Consider the following 22,902-nt stretch of genomic DNA (forward strand, 5'->3'; position numbering starts at 1 on the left):
TCTATTTTTATTTACGTGAAAATCCTTCTTCATCAAGGTATTCCGCAGCTTCTGGATAAGAGTTGAATGTACCGTCTAAATTTACACCAGCGTACACGTTCCACATATCGTCCTCTGAGATAAGAGTAAGGATATGACCGTCTTCGTTCTGCCATTCTTCTTCTTTCGCAGGTTCTGCAGGAATTACTACTTCTTCTTGTGAAAGTAATTCAATTGATTGCTCAATTACTGAACGTAACTCATCTGCTGAAAATTCGCGGATGTTAACCATACCTTTATCATCTGTTTTGTAACCTTTAATCCCACTTGCATATACAAATCCGTTTCCATTTGGATGTAAATGATATACAACGTTCTTTTTATCTAAACGACTTTCTTCAAAGTGAAAGTTCACACGTTTTAATGATACGTTTTTTCTTTCTAATTCTGGGAAAGATTCAATGATCGATAATTTTTCTTCAAAAGTTAGCATAGTGCCTCCAAATATATAATAAAAGATTTAATTTATCCATTATATCATAGTTATAATAGTTTCCAAAGATGCGGTAGGGGCTTACAATTGAATGCGTTTACGTCACGATACTGTAAAAAGTGGACTAACGAATGTATCTATTTAGGTGTACAATGGAAAATGGACTTTATACAAAGGTGGTTATTATATGTTTCAAAAAATAGCAAAGGAATGTTTAGCAGGTTTTACTGTTGCGATTGTTGCGTTGCCACTTGCCATTGCATTTGGTATTGCTGCAACGGGAACGTCTGAGGGAGCACTAGTCGGATTGTATGGTGCAATTTTTGCAGGCTTATTTGCGGCGTTATTTGGTGGTACACCTGGGCAGGTTACAGGCCCAACTGGACCGATTACGGTTATCGCAACAGGGGTTATTGCGACGCACGGATTAGAGGCGAGTTTTATAGCATTTATGATGGCGGGACTGTTTCAAATTTTATTCGGTGTATGTAAGCTTGGATCTTACGTGCGGTACATTCCGTATCCTGTCGTTTCAGGATTTATGAACGGAATCGCATTAATTATTATTTTAGGTGAAATGAAGCATGTGCAAAATAGTTTTCTACTCGTCGTATTAACGATTATTGTCATGATTGTTTCCGGAAAGTGGATTAAGGCAATCCCATCTAGTTTAGTCGCATTAGTAGGTGTGACAGCTATGCTTCCTTTATTTTCTTCTGCGTTAGAAGGGCTTACAGTGAGGTTACCGGTTATCGGAAATTTGTCATTAAATAAGGTGATTGAAAAGATTGGGACGATTCCAGAAGCGATGCCAACGCTTCATATTCCATCTTTAAGTGGAACAGGCGTAGCAGAACTTATTTTACCAGCGCTTAGTATTGCTTTATTAGGATCGATTGACTCGTTGTTAACATCGGTCGTAATGGATAACGTGACGGGGACACGTCATAAAAGTAATAAAGAACTGGTCGGACAAGGTATCGGTAATGTGATGAGCGGATTGTTTGGCGGATTAGCAGGGGCAGGTGCGACTGTACGATCTATCGTTAATATAAGAAGTGGCGGTAAAACGGCGCTTTCAGCAAGTATGCATAGTGTTATATTATTTATTTTCATTATGGGACTTGGATCAGTCGTACAATACATTCCACTTGCTGTATTATCAGGTATTTTAATTTTAACTGGTATTGGCATGTTTGATTGGGAGAGCATGAAGAAAATGCATGTAGCGCCAAAAGGTGATGTCGTTGTTATGCTCGTAACGATGATTGTCACAGTGAAGTTTGATTTAATGATCGCGGTTGCGTTCGGTATTATTCTTTCATTCATTATATACATGGTGAAATGTAAAGAACGTAAAGTTTCTATTGTAAAAGAAAAGGAAGCAACATATAAAATTAAGGGACCACTTTCGTTTTTAACAGTGGATCGTGTTTTTTATGCTTTACAAGATGTAAAATCTCCGGTTGTTTTACGTATGAAAGATGCACGCTATATGGATGTATCAGGAGCTATGGCGTTATTGAATTTCATTGAGCAGTCGGATAAGTCAGGATTGAGTGTAACGCTAGAGCAAGTACCTGCTCATATTAAAAAGACGTTAGTAGTGATGGCGAGTAATGAGCAGAAAGATAAATTACTATTTGTAAAAACGGAAACTATATGAAGAAACACCCTTATATAAGGGTGTTTTTTTGTTTATAACATCTGTATATCAAGATGTTATGCGTCTGTTGACATTTATTCCTCTTAGCAGTATAGTAACATTCTAGATTAGGTATGTGATATTATAGTAATGTATATGAATTTTGAGATTCCTTTTTTGTCAGAAGGAAGAGCTTTAAGCTGGAGGGAATAATTGATGTACAAACAGTTACCACACGGAGTGAAGATTGGGATTACACGCTCAATTGTCGTTTCTTTTGAGAAGTATATGAAAGAAATTGAATGGAACGAAGAAAAGTTTGATATGCAACAATTTGTTGAACAGTGGAAACAGTATTTATACACAAAATCAACTTGGATCAATAAAGTAGATGACGAGTTGAAAGGACATCCAGATTTCCATCAAGCGTTAGCAATGAAAGTAAATGAAAAAATTAACGAGCTTATTAATGAAAAACCGAGCGAAGAACAAGTGGAGCAATTAAAAAGAAATAAAGTAAAGCATGCAGATGAAATGTGCAAATTAGAAGCTGAATATCATATTGAACGTTTATTCGTAACGAAATAAATTTTACATAAAGAAAAAGCCTGTCCAAAAGAGGTGTGATGACCATCTTTTTGAGCAGGCTTTTTGTATGAAAAAAAGTAAGAGAGGCGAGCCTCTCTATGATTAGTCTTGTGGTACAAGTGCCTTCCAAGAAGATAGGTCCATATCTTCTTTTAATATAGATGAAGCAGGGAAGACAAATGACCACGGTTTTGTAGTGTTCGCTTTAATTTCAAGGTTCGGTAATGTGAAAGCGCCTTTAACAACAACTGCACCTGTGGCATCTTCAATATGAAGAGGAAGTTGCTCTAGTTGAATGTTGTCTTTACAACCGTTACGAATAAGAAGCGTTGTATGTAAATCGCCGTTTTCTTTTCGTGCAGCTTGCAAACCTAGGAAGTTCATTTCACCATCATGTGGAGGTGTTAAATTGTCCACGAAATTACGTAAAGCTTCTTTGCTTGCTTCAGGTAACTGAGCTTCCCAAGATGGATCTAAATCTAATACATGCTTACTTTCAAGTTCGAACGCTAATTCCCAATCCGTTTGCGATAATGCAGCATCTGTAATTGTTTCTTGCTCAAATGTAAAGATAAACGGCATATTTACATTTGCAGGAATATCTCCTAATGCAGAAAGGTTGAATGTTTTTCGCGCGCATAATTTTTTCTCTTTATTTAGAAGAATTAATGTAACTTCTTCGAAAGAAATTGGTTTCGGAACAGTGCTGCGAATAAATACAGCTACGTCATAACCGTTATCACGCTTTTCAATCTCAATTCCAGATAAAGAAATTTGATATTCTTCTAAACGCGGTAGTTCTTTATGTAAAAATTGATAAATGTATTTTTGTTCTTGTCCTACTGCACCCCAGCTAGGGTGGAAGTAAAGCGTTGGTTTTACAGTTTTATTTTCAGTATTTGTGCTTTCTTGTCCGAATAGTTGATTACTAGAGACAGTCGTATCTTTTCCGTTTTTCTTAGCTTTTTTTAGGAATGATAACATAATCTTTCACCTCGTTATTGTACGTTTTCAGGAACACCTAAATGTCTTGCAACATAGCGGCACATTTCTTTTTCGAAATTACCATATGTGTATAAAAAGATATCTAAAGCTTCTTTTTGATAAAGACGAGTAGGGTCTTCTTGTTGATATTGTCTTAGTCCGATGCCTTCTTTTAAGTGGGTCATTGCATCTAAGTGATTGACCCAGTTCTGATCTAGGAAATGAAGGGCAACATATCGTAGCGACTGTTGTAAATCAGTATGGCTATCTAGCTCATTTACGCGCTCTTTATAAAGAGATAATGTTTCTTTCAAAACGGATTGTAAATCTTCCGGTGAATGTACATTATTTGCTGATAATGATGGCATATTTTCTACTGATAAAATTTCGTTTAGACTTGCTGTTAAACTAGCAAAATCCCATTCTTCTGGAAGCATACCTTCTACAAGATATTGCTTAGAAATGGCTTCTACAGCATGATCAATCATTGGAATAATAATTTCAATCATATTTGTATCTTCTTGTAATAAGTTATTACGTAATTTATAAATAACGTTACGTTGGTCATTTATTACATCGTCTAACTTTAAATTGTACTCACGCATTGAGAAATGGCTACCTTCACAAATTAATTGTGTACGGTTTACAAAATCATGGACTTTAGAAGTTAGAATAAGTCCTGTTTCATCTGTTTTCAGTGATTTCATTAATTTCTCGACTTCTTCTTGTGCGAAACGTTTTAGCATTTCATCTTCTAAAGAAAGGAAGAATTGAGAGCTACCTGGGTCACCTTGGCGACCAGCACGACCTTTTAGCTGATTGTCAACGCGTCGCGATTCATGGCGTTCTGTCCCGATTACATGTAATCCACCAAGTTCGTGAACACCCTCACCTAGTAAAATATCAGTACCTCGTCCGGCCATATTCGTCGCAATTGTAATTTGACCTTTTTGTCCAGCAGTTGCGATTAAATCAGCTTCTTGTTCTGCGCTTTTTGCATTTAATAATTGATATGTAATATTTGCTTCATCTAAGTAACGAGCAACGGTTTCTGATTGTAAAATAGACATTGTCCCAATTAAAATCGGGCGTCCTTGTTTATTGTGTTTTAGAACATCTTCACGTACAGCTTTATATTTAGCATCGGCTGTTGCGTATACGACGTCCTTTTTGTCTTCACGAATAATCGGACGATTTGTCGGAATCGGCATAACTTCCATGTTATATACACGGTTAAATTCTTTTTCTTCCGTTTTTGCTGTACCTGTCATACCAGATAGTGCTGGATACATACGGAAGAAGTTTTGAATTGTAATGGATGCTTGTGTTTGATTTTCTTCAGTGATTTCTAAGCCTTCTTTTGCTTCGAGAGCTTGGTGTAAACCGTCACTTAAAGAGCGACCATCCATAACACGACCCGTGAAAATATCTACAAGTAGAATTTTTTCATCGTGTACAATATAGTCAACATCACATTGGAAAGCGACATGAGCTCGTAATGCTTGAATCATATAATGATATAAAGTTTGATGTTCTAAATCATATAGGTTATCGATATCAAATAAATCTTCTATTTTTGTAATACCGTCTTCTGTAAAACTAGCAGATTTCGATTCTGCATCGTATGTGTAATGAAGAGTATCCTGAAATGATTTAATAACTTTTGCACATAAATAGTGTAAATCAGAGCTGCTTGATTTCTTACCAGCGATAATAAGAGGTGTCTTTGCTTCGTCAATTAAAACGCTATCAATCTCATCGATAATAGCAAAATGATAAGGACGTTGTACCTGTTCATTTTTTGAAGAGGCCATATTATCACGTAGATAGTCAAAGCCAAATTCTGTTCCAATACCGTATGTAATATCAGCTTCGTAAGCAAGTTTCTTTTCGGCAGGATCGATTTGAGGAATATTTAATCCAACCTTTAAACCTAGAAATTCATGAACTTGGCCAATTAATTCTTTATCTCGTTTTGCTAAATAGTCGTTTACAGTAATAACGTGAACGCCTTTTCCTTCAAGAGCACGTACGTATGTTGGAAGAGAAGAAACTAATGTTTTTCCTTCACCAGTTGGCATCTCTGCAATATTACCTTCTAATAGTACAAGGCCACCAATTAACTGCACATCGTAGTGACGTAATCCAAGTACACGTTTTGCTGCTTCACGTACAACAGCGAACGCTTCAACTTTTATATCATCCACTGTTTTTCCGTTACGAAGCATGTTTTTAAATGTGATCGTTTTATGACGCAATTCTTCATCAGATAAATCAGATAGTTTTTCTTCCAGATTATTAATTTCTTGAACAAGTTGTTCATACTTTTTTAGTTTTCTCTTCTGAGAATCTCCTAACAGCTTTTTTACCGAATTCAGCATGTTGTAAACACTCCTCTTACTGACAATAGCTACATTATAGCACATGTTTATCCCGAATAAGTAGAAGTAGTAAATTGAAGAAATAACTGGATATAAATAAGGCGTTATTGTACATACTATATTTAAAACATAGAAAGAAAGAGAGTATTCAATGTATAAGAAATTTGGTATGATAGCTAAATGAGATAAAGTGAAATTTTTCAAAAAAGAGAAGAATATAGCTATCTCGTTTTATGTTGTAATATGTATGAAAATTATATATTGAAAGAAAAGAGCTAGAAGATGAATAATAAGTTTGTGAAAGGCGCTGCGATTTTAACGATTACAACGTTTCTATCGAAAGTGTTGGGAAGTTTTTTTCAAATCCCATTACAAAATATAGCAGGAGATGAAGTACTGGGGATTTTTCGCCTTGTTTTTCCTGTGTATATGATAGCTTTAACTTTATCAGTAGCGGGAGTACCGCTAGCTATATCAAAATTAATCGCTGAACTTCATGAGAAGAATGACGAGAATGGAATTGCCAAACTATTTACTTCAGCATCTATTATTGGAGTAATATTTGGAGTGCTTGGATTTTCAGTTATTATGATTGGATCAAGTATGTTTGCAAATATGCTTGGTGGACAAGAAACAAGACTTCCATTAATCGTAACTTCGTTTGCGTTATTAATCGCACCATATATGGCGGTATATCGAGGATATTTCCAAGGTTTTGGAGATATGATTCCTACCGGGGTGTCACAAGTAATTGAGCAGTTCATTCGTGTTTTCTTTATGTTAGCAATTGCATTTTTATTTGTATATTGGAATAAAGAGAGTGATGTTGTAACAGGCGGCGCAATGATTGGTTCTTGCCTTGGAGTAATTACGTCACTTATCTATTTGAGAATGAAGTATGTAAAAAGTATATATCGTTATAAAAGTAATACATATTCACTACAAGATTTTAAAGATAATGCAAAAAAGATACTTCAGGTCTCGATTCCAATTGCAGTTGGAGCATTATCGATGCCGGTGTTAAATTTAGTTGATTCTGTAACGATTCCACATATGTTGCATGAATCCACTACAACGATTCAAGAACAATTTGGTATATATAGTCGTGGATTTGCGTTTACACAATTAATTGTCGTGTTTGCAAGTGCGATGGTATTTCCGTTAATCCCATTGTTAACTGCTGCATTAACAAAGAAAGATAGAGTGTTAGCAAAACAAACAATTGAACGGACAAATGAGCTTGCTCATGTTTTAACAACGCCGATAACAATCTGGCTCATGGCACTTACAATCCCGTTAAATGTTGGATTGTTTACAGATGCGAAAGGGAGCGGAATGTTAGCTATTTTAATTGGTAGTTCGTATTTTACGTCACTTATGGTATTATCAATAGGAATTTTGCAAGGAATTAACCGTTCTAAGCAAGCGGCGTGGATAGTTGTTGGAGCGAGTTTTGTAAAAGTCATATTAAATATAGTACTTGTAAGTCAATTTGGCATAACTGGTGCGGCTTATAGTACACTTATCATATATATCATGATTTGTATCGTAAACTATATATACATTCGAAAAGAATTGGCTTATTCGATTCACATGGGGAGATTTTTTGCTGTAATTGGGGTATCTAGTATAGTAGGTATAGGATTATATTTCACATCTACTTTCATAAATGTGGTAGATTCTAGACTTATTGCAATAATATATAGTGGTTTAGCGTTTTGTGTGGCCTTGTTCATATATGGCATATGCGCATTAAAGTTGAACTGGATATCCAAAAAGCAAATCCCATTTTTACGTAAGTAAATGAGTATGGCTATTTGTATGTTTGTGAAAGAAATCAATTTAAAGTTATCCAACTTTTCTTATTAAAGAGTTGATAGCGATTTGTTGAATGACAAAAAGTTGATTGCGAAATGTTGGAGGAGATTAAGAGTGCGGTTAGTTTTATCAGGATATTATGGTTTTTATAATGTTGGGGACGAAGCAATTTTGCAATCAATTATTAAAGCGCTACATGAAGAGGATCCTACTCTTGAGCTTGTTGTACTTTCGAATGACCCCGACTATACAAGAAAAATGTACGGTGTAGAGGCAGTAAATCGCTGGGATATAAGAGCAATTTATAAGGAAATAAAGAGAAGTAATGGCTTAATTAGCGGAGGAGGAAGCCTCCTTCAAGATAAAACGAGTATTAAAAGTATTTTGTACTATACGGGTATTATGCGAATTGCTCGTTTTTTGAAGAAGCCGTATTATATTTATGCGCAAGGAATTGGTCCAATTACGAAAAGACAAAATCGTTTATTAGTGAAATGGCAAGTATCAAAAGCGGAATATATATCAGTTCGTGATGAAGATTCATTTTTGTATTTAAAAGAAATTGGTATTAAGAAGGATATCGAACTAGTTCCAGATCCAGTATTGGCATGTCAACCAGAAGGAATGAAGTCGGAGTGGTTGCAAAAACATGCGATTCAAGGGAAAGTAATTGCAGTTAGTGTGAGGTATTGGGACGCGAAAGAAGATTATATGAAGAAGCTAGCAGATACGCTGAAAAAATTTAAGCGTGATGGATACCATATTTTATTCGTACCAATGCATGGACCATTTGATCAAAATGCATCACGCGATATTATTAATTTAATGGGAGAAGAAGCTCATATGCTTCCGTATAAGCTCGATATTCATGAGAAAATTTCAATTTTGTCGGAATGTTCGCTTCTAATCGGTATGAGACTTCATGCGCTCATACTATCTGCGGTTGCTAATATTCCTATGGTCGGTATTTCATATGATCCAAAGATCGATTCATTTTTACAACAAGTAAATCAGCCGATTATCGGAAACGTAGATGGTGATTGGACGTCTGAAACTTTGTATAATGTCGCAACGAAGCAATTAGAACAAAAAGAATATGTACAAGAAACATTGGAACAAAGAGTAGAAGAATTACGAGAGCAAATTTCAACAGCGTCTCGATACATCATAAGTGACTTGAATTCAAAAGAGTTCAAAAAAAGAGGAATGGGATCTTAATTTAAGAGGACATCCTCTTTTTTATTTTTTTTAAAAAGAAAATGTCGAAAGAAAAAATAAATTTGTAGAAAAATGTCGAATTACGTAAGTGATTGTAAACGTATGCTCATAAAGAAAGAAGTTTGAGAGATAAGATGTATGTTTAAAAATCCTAACATTAATATATACTGAATGTTGGTATTTAGCGTTTTATTTAGTAAATGATAAAAAATAGGTATGGTAATTTTGGAAAATCTGATGGTAATAAAAATGTCGAATCATAGAAAAATAAGTTGTCAATTAATGTCGTAATATCTCTATAGTTAGATGTTGTAATTGGAAAGCTTTTTCTGTTATAGTTGTAAATGGTTATAAGAAGTTTGTTATAAATGTAATTCTGACGCGTTTTTCTATTCATTTAAAATATTCTGATTTTTAGATCTGGATCCTTTAAAATGAAAGTCGAAAAAACGATCGTTTCGAATTGTGAAAATTCACTTTTTTGTCGAATTTAAGGTTTTAAATTGGATGAAAAGGGTGTATGATTTCTTTATGATTCTTTAATACGGGATATTCTATTATTCTGTATAAAGAATACTTTAACCACATTTATATCTACTAGTTTCAAAAATAAGTAGAATATCTATTTAAAACAGTATGGAACTAGTATTACATTCCTAAGGAGGAAATATATAAAATGGCAAAGACTAACTCTTACAAAAAAGTAATCGCTGGTACAATGACAGCAGCAATGGTAGCAGGTGTTGTATCTCCAGTAGCAGCAGCAGGAAAAACATTCCCAGACGTTCCAGCTGATCACTGGGGAATTGATTCTATTAACTACTTAGCAGAAAAAGGTGCAGTTACAGGTAACGACAAAGGAATGTTCGAGCCTGGAAAAGAATTAACTCGTGCAGAAGCAGCTACAATGATGGCTCAAATCTTAAACTTACCAATCGATAAAGATGCTAAACCATCATTCGGTGATTCTCAAGGCCAATGGTATACTCCATTCATCGCAGCTGTAGAAAAAGCTGGCGTTGTTAAAGGTAAAGGCGAAGGCGTATTCGATCCAAACGGAAAAATCGACCGCGTTTCTATGGCATCTCTTCTTGTAGAAGCTTACAAATTAGATACTAAAGTAAACGGTCCTCTAGAAACTAAATTCGATGATTTAAAAGATAGCTGGGGTAAAGACAAAGCTAACATCCTAGTTAAATTAGGAATCTCTGTAGGTACTGGCGACAAATGGGAGCCAAATAAATCTGTAACTAAAGCAGAAGCAGCTCAATTTATTGCTATGACTGACAAGCAGTTCGGTACAGAAGCAGCAAAAGTTGAATCTGCAAAAGCTGTTACAACTCAAAAAGTAGAAGTTAAATTCAGCAAAGCTGTTGAAAAATTAACTAAAGAAGATATCAAAGTAACTAACAAAGCTAACAACGATAAAGTACTAGTTAAAGAGGTAACTTTATCAGAAGATAAAAAATCTGCTACAGTTGAATTATATAGTAACTTAGCAGCTAAACAAACTTACACTGTAGATGTAAACAAAGTTGGTAAAACAGAAGTAGCTGTAGGTTCTTTAGAAGCAAAAACAATCGAAATGGCTGACCAAACAGTTGTAGCTGATGAGCCAACAGCATTACAATTCACAGTTAAAGATGAAAACGGTACTGAAGTTGTTTCACCGGAGGGTATTGAATTTGTAACTCCAGCTGCAGAAAAAATTAATGCAAAAGGTGAAATCACTTTAGCAAAAGGTACTTCAACTACTGTAAAAGCTGTTTATAAAAAAGACGGTAAAGTAGTAGCTGAAAGTAAAGAAGTAAAAGTTTCTGCTGAAGGTGCTGCAGTAGCTTCAATCTCTAACTGGACAGTTGCAGAACAAAATAAAGCTGACTTTACTTCTAAAGATTTCAAACAAAACAATAAAGTTTACGAAGGCGACAACGCTTACGTTCAAGTAGAATTGAAAGATCAATTTAACGCAGTAACAACTGGAAAAGTTGAATATGAGTCGTTAAACACAGAAGTTGCTGTAGTAGATAAAGCTACTGGTAAAGTAACTGTATTATCTGCAGGAAAAGCACCAGTAAAAGTAACTGTAAAAGATTCAAAAGGTAAAGAACTTGTTTCAAAAACAGTTGAAATTGAAGCTTTCGCTCAAAAAGCAATGAAAGAAATTAAATTAGAAAAAACTAACGTAGCGCTTTCTACAAAAGATGTAACAGACTTAAAAGTAAAAGCTCCAGTACTAGATCAATACGGTAAAGAGTTTACAGCTCCTGTAACAGTGAAAGTACTTGATAAAGATGGTAAAGAATTAAAAGAACAAAAATTAGAAGCTAAATATGTGAACAAAGAATTAGTTCTGAATGCAGCAGGTCAAGAAGCTGGTAATTATAAAGTTGTATTAACTGCAAAATCTGGTGAAAAAGAAGCAAAAGCTACATTAGCTCTAGAATTAAAAGCTCCAGGTGCATTCTCTAAATTTGAAGTTCGTGGTTTAGAAAAAGAATTAGATAAATATGTTACTGAGGAAAACCAAAAGAATGCAATGACTGTTTCAGTTCTTCCTGTAGATGCAAATGGATTAGTATTAAAAGGTGCAGAAGCAGCTGAACTAAAAGTAACAACAACAAACAAAGAAGGTAAAGAAGTAGACGCAACTGATGCACAAGTTACTGTACAAAATAACAGTGTAATTACTGTTGGTCAAGGTGCAAAAGCTGGTGAAACTTATAAAGTAACAGTTGTACTAGATGGCAAATTAATCACAACTCATTCATTCAAAGTTGTTGATACAGCACCAACTGCTAAAGAATTAGCAGTAGAATTTACAAGCACATCTCTTAAAGAAGTAGCTCCAAATGCTGATTTAAAAGCTGCACTTTTAAATATCTTATCTGTTGATGGTGTACCTGCGACTACAGCAAAAGCAACAGTTTCTAATGTAGAATTTGTTTCTGCTGACACAAATGTTGTAGCTGAAAATGGTACAGTTGGTGCAAAAGGTGCAACATCTATCTATGTGAAAAACCTGACAGTTGTAAAAGATGGAAAAGAGCAAAAAGTAGAATTTGATAAAGCTGTACAAGTTGCAGTTTCTATTAAAGAAGCAAAACCTGCAACAAAATAATTAAAAATCATTTAATAAATGATTAATATAAGCCTATGAGAAAATAGACAAAAGTCTATGAGTATCATAGGCTTTTTATTTTGCTCTTATTTCATATACATTTGAAGTTGAAAGGAGTAGCTCTATTGAGAAACAAATCAAAAGCGCTTTCAAAAATAGAAGAATACCTCATTGATATGTAAATTTTTTGTAAATCAACACCTTTTTCTGTTAAAAAAACATTCGAAAAGAAGAAAATAATGTCGAAATGAAATAGTTTCAGTCGAATGTAGTCTGAAAATTGTATTTATTGTAAAAAATATTTAGGTGATGAAGTGGAAATATGTGCTATAATTCCAATTGTGTATTCGATATGAAAAATATACGAAGCGCATTGAGAGTGGTTTATAGGAAAACAGTTTATTCATTTCTATATTTAAGTATTATCAATATCCTAATAGTACGATTAAAAGACTGAATTATCAGAATGTGTCGAATCTTCTTTTGAGAAAGTTCTTGATAACGAATGGTTTTGTATAGTATGATGAACTTGTTTCAGAAAATGGTATTTAAACCTTATATTTACATTAAACGGTTTGTATCATTTTTTATGTGAACTACTTTTCATTATAGTGTTTTTGTTTATGTTTTTATTGTTTTATGGCTTTTCTAACTAGCTAGTTTTCAAATTTAATATGATGTGAAACTAGTAGCATATTCCTGAAGGAGGAAATTTATAAAATGGCAAAGACTAACTCTTACAAAAAAGTAATCGCAGGTACAATGACAGCAGCAATGGTAGCAGGTGTTGTATCTCCAGTAGCAGCAGCAGGTAAATCATTCCCAGACGTTCCAGCTGGACATTGGGCAGAAGAATCTATTAACTACTTAGTAGATAAAGGTGCAATTGTAGGTAAGCCAGACGGTACATATGGTCCAACCGAATCAATCGATCGTGCTTCTGCAGCTGTAATCTTCACTAAAATTTTAAATTTACCAGTTGATGAAAATGCTCAACCTTCTTTCAAAGATGCTAAAAATACATGGGCTGCTAAATATATCGCAGCAGTTGAAAAAGCTGGTATCGTTAAAGGTGACGGCAAAGAAAACTTCTATCCAGAAGGAAAGATTGACCGTGCTTCATTTGCTTCTATGTTAGTAAGTGCTTATAACTTAAAAGATAAAGTTAATGGCGAGTTAGTTACAACATTTGATGATTTAAGAAAACATTGGGGTGAAGAAAAAGCAAACATCCTAATTAACCTTGGAATCTCTGTAGGTACTGGTACGAAATGGGAGCCAAATAAAACTGTAACTCGTGCAGAAGCAGCTCAATTTATCGCATTAACAGATAAAAAATATGGTAAAAAAGATAATGCACAAGCATATGTAACAGATGTGAAAATTTCTGAACCAGCGAAATTAACATTAACAGGTACTGGTTTAGATAAACTTTCTGCTGATGATGTAACTCTTGAAGGAGATAAAGCTGTTGCGATTGAAGCAAGCGCTGATGGTACTTCTGCTGTAGTAACACTTGGTGGCAAAGTAGCTCCTAATAAAGACTTAAGCATTAAAGTTAAAAATCAATCATTCGTAGCGAAATTCGTATACGAAGTGAAAAAATTAGCTGTAGAAAAACTTACATTTGATGATGATCGTGCTGGTCAAGCAATTGTCTTCAAATTAAACGACGAAAAAGGTAACGCTGATGTTGAGTACTTAAACTTAGCAAACCATGACGTCAAATTTGTAGCAAATAACTTAGACGGTTCACCAGCAAACATTTTTGAGGGTGGAAAGTCAACTTCTTCTACAGGTAAACTTGGTGTTGGCCTTTCTCACGGTGATTACAAAGTAGAGGTTCAAGTTACAAAACGCGGTGGTTTAACTGTTTCTAACACTGGTATTATTTCAGTGAAAAACCTTGATACACCAGCTTCTGCAATTAAGAGCACTGTATTTGCGGTAGATGCAGATAAAAACGGTGTAGTATACGGTAATACATTGACTGGAAAAGACTTCAAACTAAACAGCCAAACGTTAGTGGTTGGTGAAAAAGCACAAATCCATAACGTAGTTGCTACAATCGCTGGAGAAGATAAAGTAGTTGATCCAAACTCAATTAGCATTAAATCTTCAAACAGCGGTATTATCTCTGTAGTAAACAACTACATTACAGCTGAAGCTGCTGGTGAAGCTACACTTACTATTAAAGTAGGCGACGTTACAAAAGACGTTAAATTCAAAGTAACGACTGGTTCTCGTACGTTAAAATCAGTAAAAGCTAATCCAGATAAATTACAAGTTGTTCAAAACAAAGAGTTACCTGTTACATTTGTAACAACTGACCAATATGGCGATCCATTTGGTGCTAACACAGCTGCAATTAAAGAGGTTCTTCCAAAAACTGGCGTAGTGAAAAAATTAGATGTAACAACAACTGATGCTGGCTCAATCGGTACAAAAACAATTGGTGTTACAGGTAATGAAGTAGGAGAAGGTACAGTTCATTTCCAAAATGCTAACGGTGAAACTTTAGGTTCATTATATGTGAACGTAACAGAAGGTAACGTTGCATTCAAAAACTTCGAACTTGTATCTAAAGTAGGTAAATACGGTGAATCACCTGATTCAAAACTTGACTTAAATGTGGCTAACACAGTTGAGTATCAATTATCTAAGTACACTTCAGATCGCGTATATTCTGATCCTGAAAACTTAGAAGGTTATGAAGTTGAGTCTAAAAATCCAGCAGTAGCTACAGCTGAAATTGTTGGAAATAAAGTTGTTGTTAAAGGTTTAAAACCAGGTAAAGTTGATATCCACTTAACGAAAAATGGTGCAACTGCTGGTAAAGCGACATTAGAAATCGTTCAAGAGAAAATCGCTATTAAATCTGTAGACTTCAAACCAGTTCAAACAGAAAACTTCGTTGAGAAGAAAATTAACATCGGTACTGTATTAGAACTTGAGAAGAGTAACCTTGATGATATCGTAAAAGGTATTAACTTAACAAAAGAAACACAACATAAAGTACGTGTTGTGAAGTCTGGCAAAGATAAAGGAACTCTTTACCTTGATACAAATGGTAATGCTCATTATGACATCTTTGACCAAAAACTTGGCGATGTAACAGTAACAGCATCAAGTGATTCAGTATTCAACAACTTTAAAGCAGACATTTATGATGCTTTAACTACGAAGTACACTGACAAAGGTACATTAGTATTCAAAGTATTAGGCGATAAGAATGTTGTAACAAGTGAAATTGGTTCACAAGCAGTACAAGTGAACGTTCTTAACAATCCAAATCTATAAGTCGATTATAGATAAAGTAAAAAATCAGTGGGGATTCATCCCCGCTGATTTTTTTAATAGAAAGAAGGCTCTTGTAAAAATACAAGAGCCTTCTTTCTATTTCTTAAACTTAAACATATCCCCGCTCAAATTCGAATCACTATACACGAACAATACCATGTTAATGTTGTTGTCTTGAATGTATTGATATACATCTTTTTCGTGATAGTGACGCAGGTCGAGGATAGATGTGTGTTTGAAACTTTGTGCTAAGTGTGGCACGATTGCGTTTGCGAATGAGTCTTTTAGGACTAGGGCGCGTACTTCATTTTGTGCATTGTTATTTTCGATGACGATTTCTGGATAGTCATCTGTGTAATAACCTGCGTATGATGTTGTATCTTTTTGTTTTTCTACGCCGTATATTTCATCTAAGTTTTGGTGATTAGTACCTTGCACATCTTTTGCGGTTACGCTTGTGAAGTTGAAACCGTCTTTCGGTGTGTAGTAGCATAATTTTTCACCATTGGCATCGATGAGTTGGTATAGTTGGTTGTTAAAACTTCCAACTAAATGTTTATTTTGCGCACATGTCCGAGTGTAGTCTTCTTTTTTTATTTCTTTTCCTTTATATATAGAAGATTGTTGCCCGATTGTGTTCATTATATATTGGTAACCTAAGAAGGCACCGTCCATATTCCAATGATGATCTGTTTTGAAATACATGTCCTGTATTTCTTCGTTTGTATAGTTCTGTTTAAAGTGTTCCATCAGTTTTATTGGCTTTACGTCTGCTGGAAGCTTCTTTAGAAAGTAATTTAAATTTTCCTCTGCATATGTGTGAATATGAGAAGGTAATTTAAATGATAATGCATTCGTTTTTGACGGTGGTAAAGCAAAGTAAAACTCAACGTTTTGTTCTTTTAAAAACTGCGACAAATCGTTTATAGCAGGCATGGATTGGTCAATTTCATTATATTTTTTTGTCCACGCCGGGTTTTTCAGGAGCCATTTATCATCAGTTAAAATAATGTCGTTAATGAGAGATTTGCCCATATTAATTTGAGCAATTGTATAGTTTTTAATAAGCTCATCTCGTCCGATTAGTTGATCATTTGTGTATGTTTCGACATCTTTAAAGAAGCTACCAGTTAGGAGAGCTTCTTTCGTAAGTGCTGGTTTTTGAGCGAGCGGCCGATTTTCAACTGGTGAAATGTCTCGGTCTGTTTTGAGTAACGATAATATGCCAAATGAAAAGATAATGGTGAGAAAACCGATAAACAGGATGAGGTTCCCCAATTTTTTCATAATAACGTTTCCTTCCTACATCAGTTAAAACCTGAAATAAATAAATGGATTATATGTTGAGTTAATCAAGTACATAACCGAAATCATAAATAATGTTAGTAATAATATAGGACGTACAAATTGCATTGTGAACATATACGTTTTTGGCGCAAGTTCTAGTATGTTTTTCATTCTTTTTAAAATTGGTGTCGCTGCGATAAAGGCAATGAGAAATACGATAATGTATTCATGTACGTATAACATCGTATTGTCATCGATGAAAGATTGGCCGCTTATGCCGAACATCGCTTTTAAATATTGGAACGAGTAAGCGAAATTGTCAGCTCGGAAGAAGACCCAACCAATCATAACGATTAGTAATACGTATGCATGTTGCAGCGGCTTCCATAGTTTGTTTAATATTTTTTCGAATCCAGCTTTTTCAATTGAAATAATAAAGCCGTAATATAAGCCCCAGGCGATAAATGTCCAGCTCGCCCCGTGCCATAAACCAGTTAACCCCCATACGATGAAGAGGTTACGATAATTCGCTAGTTTTGAAACGCGGTTTCCGCCGAGTGGGATATATATGTAATCGCGGAACCAAGAGCCGAGTGTAATATGCCATCTTCTCCAAAACTCTGAAATAGATTTAGAGATGTACGGATAGTTGAAGTTTTTCGGGAAATCAAAGCCGAACATTTTTCCAAGTCCGATTGCCATATCAGAGTACCCTGAGAAATCGAAATAAATTTGCAGGGTATAGGCGATAATACCAATCCATGCCGTTCCAACACTCATTTCAGATGGTGGTAAGGCAAAGATTTTATCAGCGACGAATCCAACTTGGTTAGCGATTAATATCTTTTTTGCTAGTCCGAGAACGAAAATTTGAATACCTTCTGTGAATCGTTCAAAAGAATGGATGCGCGTTTTAATTTGCTCAGCGACGATATTGTAACGAACAATTGGTCCGGCAATAAGCTGAGGGAAAATAGAGATATATAGCGCTAAGTTAAGTGGATTTTTTTGAACATCCCCATCTTTACGGTATATATCGATGACATAGGACATCGCTTGGAATGTATAAAATGAAATTCCAATTGGTAGTGGAATAGGTTCCACATGAATAGATAAGTGCAATACGTTGTTTAAAATGTCTGTAAAAAATGAAATATACTTAAAATAAGAAAGTAATAGTATATTTCCGACTACAGCCATAATTAAAAATGTGACTTTCATATTTTTTCGTTTATCATAATGATGCACGAGTAGGCCGAAGCAGTAGTTTAATACGATGGAAAAGAGCATTAAAAGAACGAAACGTGGTTCGCCCCATGCATAGAAAATTAAACTAAATGCAAGTAATACGAAATTACGTAGCTCGGCACGCACTATAAAATAGAGAAATAATACGAGAGGTAAAAAGATAAATAAGAAAATCGAACTACTAAATACCAAAGGACTCTCCTCACTTTTTCGAAATACATTTCGTAAAAAAAACGACATATCTATTATATATTCTTTTTTATAATAGTGCCTTTAATATTTTAGCATGTTCATAATTCGATTAAAATAATTATTCTATATAATAGAAGAAAAGCGGTATGGAATCCTTTTGACACCCACTATCTGGATAAGATAAGATGAATAAGGTGTGATTTGTTTAGAAGGGAAGAGATGGTGTGTTATTTAACTCGTTTGAGTTTATTTTTTTATTTTTACCGATAGCATTTCTTTTATATTTTTTATTGAATAAATTTGGACAAACTACTTTAGCGAAAGCTTGGCTTGTGGCAGCATCTTTATTTTTCTATAGTTATTGGAACATAAAGTATTTGCCGCTTATGTTAGTATCGCTCATTGTGAACTACTTTATCGGAATGAGGCTCGTGAAGCATAAGAGTAAACTTCTTTTAACAGTAGGCTTACTATTTAATATTGGAATGCTTAGTTATTTCAAGTACTATGATTTCTTTTTGCAAAATGTAAATTCGTTATTTGGAACTCATTTTACATTATTATCATTAACGTTACCGCTTGCGATTAGTTTCTATACATTCCAAAAGATTGCGTTTTTAGTAGATACATATCGCGGGGAAACGGAGGCATGTCATTTTCTTGATTACGCTCTGTTTGTAACATTTTTCCCGCAACTTATTGCAGGACCAATTGTACACCATGCGCAAATTATGCCGCAATTTGCGGATCGTAGTAAAAAGCGTTGGCAATCAAATTATATCGTTCTCGGTATTTTTGTATTTGCCATCGGTATTTTCAAGAAAGTAGGGATTGCAGACGTTTTATCTCCTGTCGTACGGGAAGGGTTTGATGTACAGCAGTCGCTAACCTTTGTTGAAGCTTGGCTTTCATCATTAGCGTTTACATTTCAGTTATACTTTGATTTCAGTGGATATAGCGATATGGCAATTGGAATTGCGTTAATGTTCAACATTAAATTGCCTCAAAACTTTAACTCACCTTATAAAGCGGTGAGTATACAAGACTTTTGGCATCGTTGGCATATGACTTTAAGCCAGTTTTTAACGAAATATGTGTATATTTCTCTTGGAGGAAATCGAAAAGGTATTACGCGTACATACGTCAATATTATGATTGTCTTCTTAATAAGTGGACTTTGGCATGGGGCTGGTTGGACATTTATTTTCTGGGGATTTCTGCACGGATTAGCTTCTGTCGTTCATCGTTTGTGGAACAAAGCAGGAGGGTGCATGCCGGCCTGGGCGGGATGGCTCGTGACGTTTTTCTTCATTAATATAACGTGGGTATTCTTTAGAGCAACATCGATGCATGATGCGGTGAAAGTGTTAAAAGGAATGTTTGGATTTAATGGATTCGAACTAGCCAATAGCGTATTCCCGGTATTTGTTATTGAGAAGCTACAATTTTTAAAAGGGTACGGTGTTTCATTTACTGAAGCATACCATGTTTCATTATTAAATACGGAAATAGTAGCGTATATTTTCGGAGCATTATGTATTAGTTTCTTCTTAAAAAATTCAATTCAGTTAAAAGACTCATTCCGTCCGACAGTATGGACGGCGTTATTTACTGCAATATTACTTGTGTATAGTGTATTGCATTTAACGAGTATTAGTGAGTTTTTATACTTTAATTTCTAGGTGGAGAATATGAAAAACAAACAGTGGCTTATTTTCGTTTTTGTATGTGTTTTTGTTCCACTTGCAGGTGTTGGAATATTTAATGGCTATGCAGATTCACTTTGGTTATTCTCGCATAAAAATAAGTGGAATAATGTTCAGTTTGGGTTTAATGAGAGACAACAAAAAACGAATTATATAACATATCGTCCGTTTACTTATGATGGCGTTATACTTGGAAGTAGTAGAACAACGTTTATCAATGAGAATGATTTTACTGGATTAAACGCATTTAATTATGCGGTAAGTAGTACAGATCCGCGTGAGTACGATGCGTACATTGAATATGCAAAAGAGAGAAAAGGTAGTGAATTATCTTCTATTGTGATTGGTTTAGATTTCCTTGGAACGAACAAAAATAGAGAAATCGGTTTTGAAAAGCCAGAAGTATATATTAATGAGGCACAAAGCTTACTATATCCAATTAAATCGTATGTGAGTATGGATGGGATTACATATTCCCGAAATACAATTCAAAACTCCATTCATCACAATAAGACTATTGATGTATATAATCGCGATAACATAAAATCGATGCGTGAGTATACGAAAGAAGAGCGTGACACACAAATTGCCGCGCAAGTAGATAAATTTAGTAGAGAGATTTATGGCGGGAATTATGAGTATCAAAATATGAAGGAAATATTAGGAACTGTAAAATCTCATAATCCGAATACAAAGTTTTATATTTTTACAACTCCTGTTTCAGAGCCATTGTTCCGTGCGATGATTCAATCAGGGCGTTGGGAAGATTATAAAAGGTGGCTCCATGATACTGTCGATATATTTGGAGAAGTGCATCATTTCATGTATTTAAATTCAGTAACAAAGAACTTAGATAATTATATGGATGGACATCATTTCAGGCCAGAAGTCGGAAAGATAATTGCACATAAAGTTGTAAATGAAGAAGATCGTAATGTGCCGAAAGATTTCGGTATTGTTATTACGAAGGATAATATTGATGAGGTGCTGGAGCAGATTCATGCATCGTTTCAATAGAAAGAAATAGTTTTGTTTCAAAGATCGAATCGTCATGTGATTCGATCTTTTTTAGTAGTCCACAAAAAATTTAATTAAGCGAGAAAAAGCAATTATGACCGGAGTAGAAAGAAGCAGCATCCAAATAGATGCTGCTTCTTTCTATTCTATTTCTAAATCAACAATTAAGTAGGCAAGTATAACGATGAAAAAAATGCTAACAGATGGCGCTGTTAATACGTGACCAGACATAAAGCCGATGCCAAGTGATAGGATGAGTGTACTAGATAATAGCATATATTTTACAGTTATAATTTTCTTAAAGTTTGTGATCATACGGATGAATAGCTTAATACCGAAGTATAGAAGTGGTATTAAGTAAATAAGGAAACCGATAATTCCAAAGGCGAAAAATAGGTCATGGAAGTCCATTTCAATTAATTTAATTTTAACTGTGTAGTTACCAGCGTAACCCATTCCAAAAAGTTTTTGTGAGAGCGGTGCTTCTTTATAGTATTGTTTGTATACTTTTAAGAATTTGTCCCGATCACTATAAATTAAACTCTTCACTTCAGAGTCTGTTAGTTCACCTTTTGCGTGTTTTTTTGCATCCTCTGGATTTTCTTTAATTACTTTTCCTTCTTTTTTATCCTGTTCTTCTTGTACTGATTTTTTGTATTCGTATATTTGCATGTGGATTCCCATATTTTTTGCGATAGGAGTATGCGGTGTAAGAACAATTAAACCGCCTAGTACAACTGCTGCAACGATGGTGTTTACAAGATATGTGAATCCTTTTTTTTCTTTTTTACGGTTTATCATATATTCAATGAACGAGAAGAAAAGTGCTACGCCTAATGTTAGCACAATTGCACCATATCCAACTTTTGTTCCGACCATAATACTTGCATACATCGCAAGTATTGTTGGGATCCAGTAATATATTTTCGAGAAAGAAGTTGTTTTATAAATCGAATATAAGACAACGATTGGGAACATAATCGCGAAGAGAGCACTTAAATCATTTCCAGCAAAGAACCATCCTCTTGAACCAATTTTTGAGTGAGGATAGCTTGGGAAATCAGTTCCAGTTTGCATTGCGATAATCATTGTGATGCTTAAAATTAAAGTTGCATATAAGAAATATGTAATGATTTTATGAAACACATATTCTTTATTTTTTAGCTCTTTAAAGACGATAATATATCCAAACAGTAGCACAATTGGATATATGCTCTTTAAAATAAATTTAACTTCTTCTCCAAATGAAACTGGAGATTTAACCATCATATTATTTACAAGACCGATTGCCAGTGCAATTCCGAGTAAACATAAATAGAGAATGTACTTTTTCGCGCCTTGTTGTTTATGATGAAGAAGTAGATAACCTAATGCAAGAAGCATAAAGGCGAAACGGACTACGATTCCGACTGTTGCGCTCATGTGTAATACATAGATTGAAAAAGATGTTAATAAATCTAAAATTGGTTGAAACACGATGAATAGCAGTAGGAAATGCGGGAAGTAGTTATCCGTCTGTTTTAACTTAGTAACCATATGTTCCTCCATTTCTTCATTCCTTTATTTCAGCACCCCTCTATATAATAGGAAGGGGAATGAATTTCTATATTTAATTTTTATATCAGACTTAAGAATACACCATTTCATTGTAATGGTAAATAGATGAAGAGCCGGGATAAACCGACTTTAATTTCTATATTTTTCAACGAAATTGTATGTTTTATACAAGGTGATATACAAATTACGAGATTATTAGACAGAAAATTAAGAAAAAAAGAAGGGTTTTTCACATCCTTTCTATAATTATATAAGTATAATCTTTGTCCCGCTTTAATGGGCAGTAAGACCCCCACCTCAAAATTCAGAGAAAGCAAAGAAGTTAGGTGGGGAATCAACTGCCCATAAAAGTCCGATTGGTTCAACTA

The 22,902-nt window shown here is 34.6% G+C and carries 14 protein-coding genes; 8 read left to right on the forward strand and 6 right to left on the reverse strand.

Annotated features, from left to right (window positions below):
• Positions 1 to 7: 7 nt before the first annotated feature.
• Complete coding sequence (locus tag BGI23_RS04595) at positions 8 to 472, reverse strand: hypothetical protein (protein WP_000955016.1); 465 nt, start codon at positions 470 to 472, stop codon at positions 8 to 10.
• A 187-nt stretch (positions 473 to 659) separates the two neighbouring features.
• On the opposite strand from BGI23_RS04595, the gene BGI23_RS04600 reads away from it, so the two are divergent.
• Positions 660 to 2,138, forward strand: coding sequence for a SulP family inorganic anion transporter (locus BGI23_RS04600; protein ID WP_070805336.1), 1,479 nt, complete (start codon positions 660 to 662; stop codon positions 2,136 to 2,138).
• A 195-nt stretch (positions 2,139 to 2,333) separates the two neighbouring features.
• On the forward strand, positions 2,334 to 2,705 hold the full coding sequence (locus BGI23_RS04605; protein WP_000278023.1) for a hypothetical protein: 372 nt from the start codon (positions 2,334 to 2,336) through the stop codon (positions 2,703 to 2,705).
• 102 nt (positions 2,706 to 2,807) lie between these two features.
• Here the strand turns inward: BGI23_RS04605 and BGI23_RS04610 are convergent, their stop codons facing one another.
• Both BGI23_RS04610 and secA2 read right to left on the reverse strand, forming a co-directional pair.
• Positions 2,808 to 3,689, reverse strand: a complete 882-nt coding sequence (locus tag BGI23_RS04610) for an accessory Sec system S-layer assembly protein (RefSeq protein ID WP_070805337.1) — start codon at positions 3,687 to 3,689, stop codon at positions 2,808 to 2,810.
• 14 nt (positions 3,690 to 3,703) lie between these two features.
• Positions 3,704 to 6,070 (reverse strand): accessory Sec system translocase SecA2, encoded by a 2,367-nt coding sequence (secA2, locus tag BGI23_RS04615; protein ID WP_070805338.1) that lies wholly within the window; start codon positions 6,068 to 6,070, stop codon positions 3,704 to 3,706.
• Between the two features lie 282 nt (positions 6,071 to 6,352).
• Here secA2 and BGI23_RS04620 point away from each other — a divergent pair, with 282 nt between their 5' ends.
• The 4 genes from BGI23_RS04620 (at position 6,353) to BGI23_RS04635 (ending at position 15,527) form a co-directional block, all read left to right on the forward strand.
• On the forward strand, positions 6,353 to 7,873 hold the full coding sequence (locus BGI23_RS04620; RefSeq protein ID WP_070805339.1) for a putative polysaccharide biosynthesis protein: 1,521 nt from the start codon (positions 6,353 to 6,355) through the stop codon (positions 7,871 to 7,873).
• A 129-nt stretch (positions 7,874 to 8,002) separates the two neighbouring features.
• Positions 8,003 to 9,106: a polysaccharide pyruvyl transferase CsaB gene (gene csaB, locus BGI23_RS04625; RefSeq protein WP_001241608.1), complete on the forward strand. Its 1,104-nt coding sequence runs from the start codon at positions 8,003 to 8,005 to the stop codon at positions 9,104 to 9,106.
• A 676-nt stretch (positions 9,107 to 9,782) separates the two neighbouring features.
• Positions 9,783 to 12,227, forward strand: a complete 2,445-nt coding sequence (gene sap / locus BGI23_RS04630; protein WP_070805340.1) for an S-layer protein Sap — start codon at positions 9,783 to 9,785, stop codon at positions 12,225 to 12,227.
• 720 nt (positions 12,228 to 12,947) lie between these two features.
• A complete protein-coding gene (locus BGI23_RS04635) occupies positions 12,948 to 15,527 on the forward strand; it encodes an S-layer homology domain-containing protein (RefSeq protein ID WP_001140724.1) in 2,580 nt (859 codons plus the stop codon).
• Between the two features lie 96 nt (positions 15,528 to 15,623).
• Here the strand turns inward: BGI23_RS04635 and patB1 are convergent, their stop codons facing one another.
• Together patB1 and BGI23_RS04645 are read right to left on the reverse strand one after the other, a co-directional pair.
• Positions 15,624 to 16,814, reverse strand: coding sequence for a secondary cell wall polysaccharide O-acetyltransferase PatB1 (patB1, locus tag BGI23_RS04640; protein ID WP_070805341.1), 1,191 nt, complete (start codon positions 16,812 to 16,814; stop codon positions 15,624 to 15,626).
• A gap of 24 nt (positions 16,815 to 16,838) precedes the next feature.
• Positions 16,839 to 18,254, reverse strand: coding sequence for an MBOAT family O-acyltransferase (locus tag BGI23_RS04645; protein ID WP_000232141.1), 1,416 nt, complete (start codon positions 18,252 to 18,254; stop codon positions 16,839 to 16,841).
• 224 nt (positions 18,255 to 18,478) lie between these two features.
• On the opposite strand from BGI23_RS04645, the gene BGI23_RS04650 reads away from it, so the two are divergent.
• Positions 18,479 to 19,936 carry an MBOAT family O-acyltransferase gene (locus BGI23_RS04650; protein WP_000898519.1) on the forward strand — a complete coding sequence of 486 codons (1,458 nt, stop codon included), beginning with the start codon at positions 18,479 to 18,481 and terminating at the stop codon, positions 19,934 to 19,936.
• 9 nt (positions 19,937 to 19,945) lie between these two features.
• Entirely contained in the window at positions 19,946 to 20,977 is a 1,032-nt protein-coding gene (locus tag BGI23_RS04655; protein ID WP_070805342.1) for a hypothetical protein, read from the forward strand.
• Between the two features lie 141 nt (positions 20,978 to 21,118).
• Here BGI23_RS04655 and BGI23_RS04660 read toward each other — a convergent pair whose 3' ends face one another.
• Entirely contained in the window at positions 21,119 to 22,513 is a 1,395-nt protein-coding gene (locus BGI23_RS04660; RefSeq protein ID WP_000256711.1) for an O-antigen ligase family protein, read from the reverse strand.
• Between the last annotated feature and the right edge of the window lie 389 nt (positions 22,514 to 22,902).

Origin of the sequence: Bacillus sp. ABP14, from assembly GCF_001831375.1 — a bacterium.
Lineage (GTDB): Bacteria > Bacillota > Bacilli > Bacillales > Bacillaceae_G > Bacillus_A > Bacillus_A paranthracis.

Bases quoted from the DNA above. Each gene is read 5' to 3' on its own strand.
- BGI23_RS04635 (WP_001140724.1), top strand. From the start codon at position 12,948: ATGGCAAAGACTAACTCTTACAAAAAAGTAATCGCAGGTACAATGACA.
- sap (WP_070805340.1), top strand. From the start codon at position 9,783: ATGGCAAAGACTAACTCTTACAAAAAAGTAATCGCTGGTACAATGACA.
- BGI23_RS04660 (WP_000256711.1), bottom strand. From the start codon at position 22,513: ATGGTTACTAAGTTAAAACAGACGGATAACTACTTCCCGCATTTCCTA.
- secA2 (WP_070805338.1), bottom strand. From the start codon at position 6,070: ATGCTGAATTCGGTAAAAAAGCTGTTAGGAGATTCTCAGAAGAGAAAA.
- BGI23_RS04620 (WP_070805339.1), top strand. From the start codon at position 6,353: ATGAATAATAAGTTTGTGAAAGGCGCTGCGATTTTAACGATTACAACG.
- BGI23_RS04595 (WP_000955016.1), bottom strand. From the start codon at position 472: ATGCTAACTTTTGAAGAAAAATTATCGATCATTGAATCTTTCCCAGAA.
- BGI23_RS04605 (WP_000278023.1), top strand. From the start codon at position 2,334: ATGTACAAACAGTTACCACACGGAGTGAAGATTGGGATTACACGCTCA.
- BGI23_RS04610 (WP_070805337.1), bottom strand. From the start codon at position 3,689: ATGTTATCATTCCTAAAAAAAGCTAAGAAAAACGGAAAAGATACGACT.
- BGI23_RS04655 (WP_070805342.1), top strand. From the start codon at position 19,946: ATGAAAAACAAACAGTGGCTTATTTTCGTTTTTGTATGTGTTTTTGTT.
- patB1 (WP_070805341.1), bottom strand. From the start codon at position 16,814: ATGAAAAAATTGGGGAACCTCATCCTGTTTATCGGTTTTCTCACCATT.
- BGI23_RS04600 (WP_070805336.1), top strand. From the start codon at position 660: ATGTTTCAAAAAATAGCAAAGGAATGTTTAGCAGGTTTTACTGTTGCG.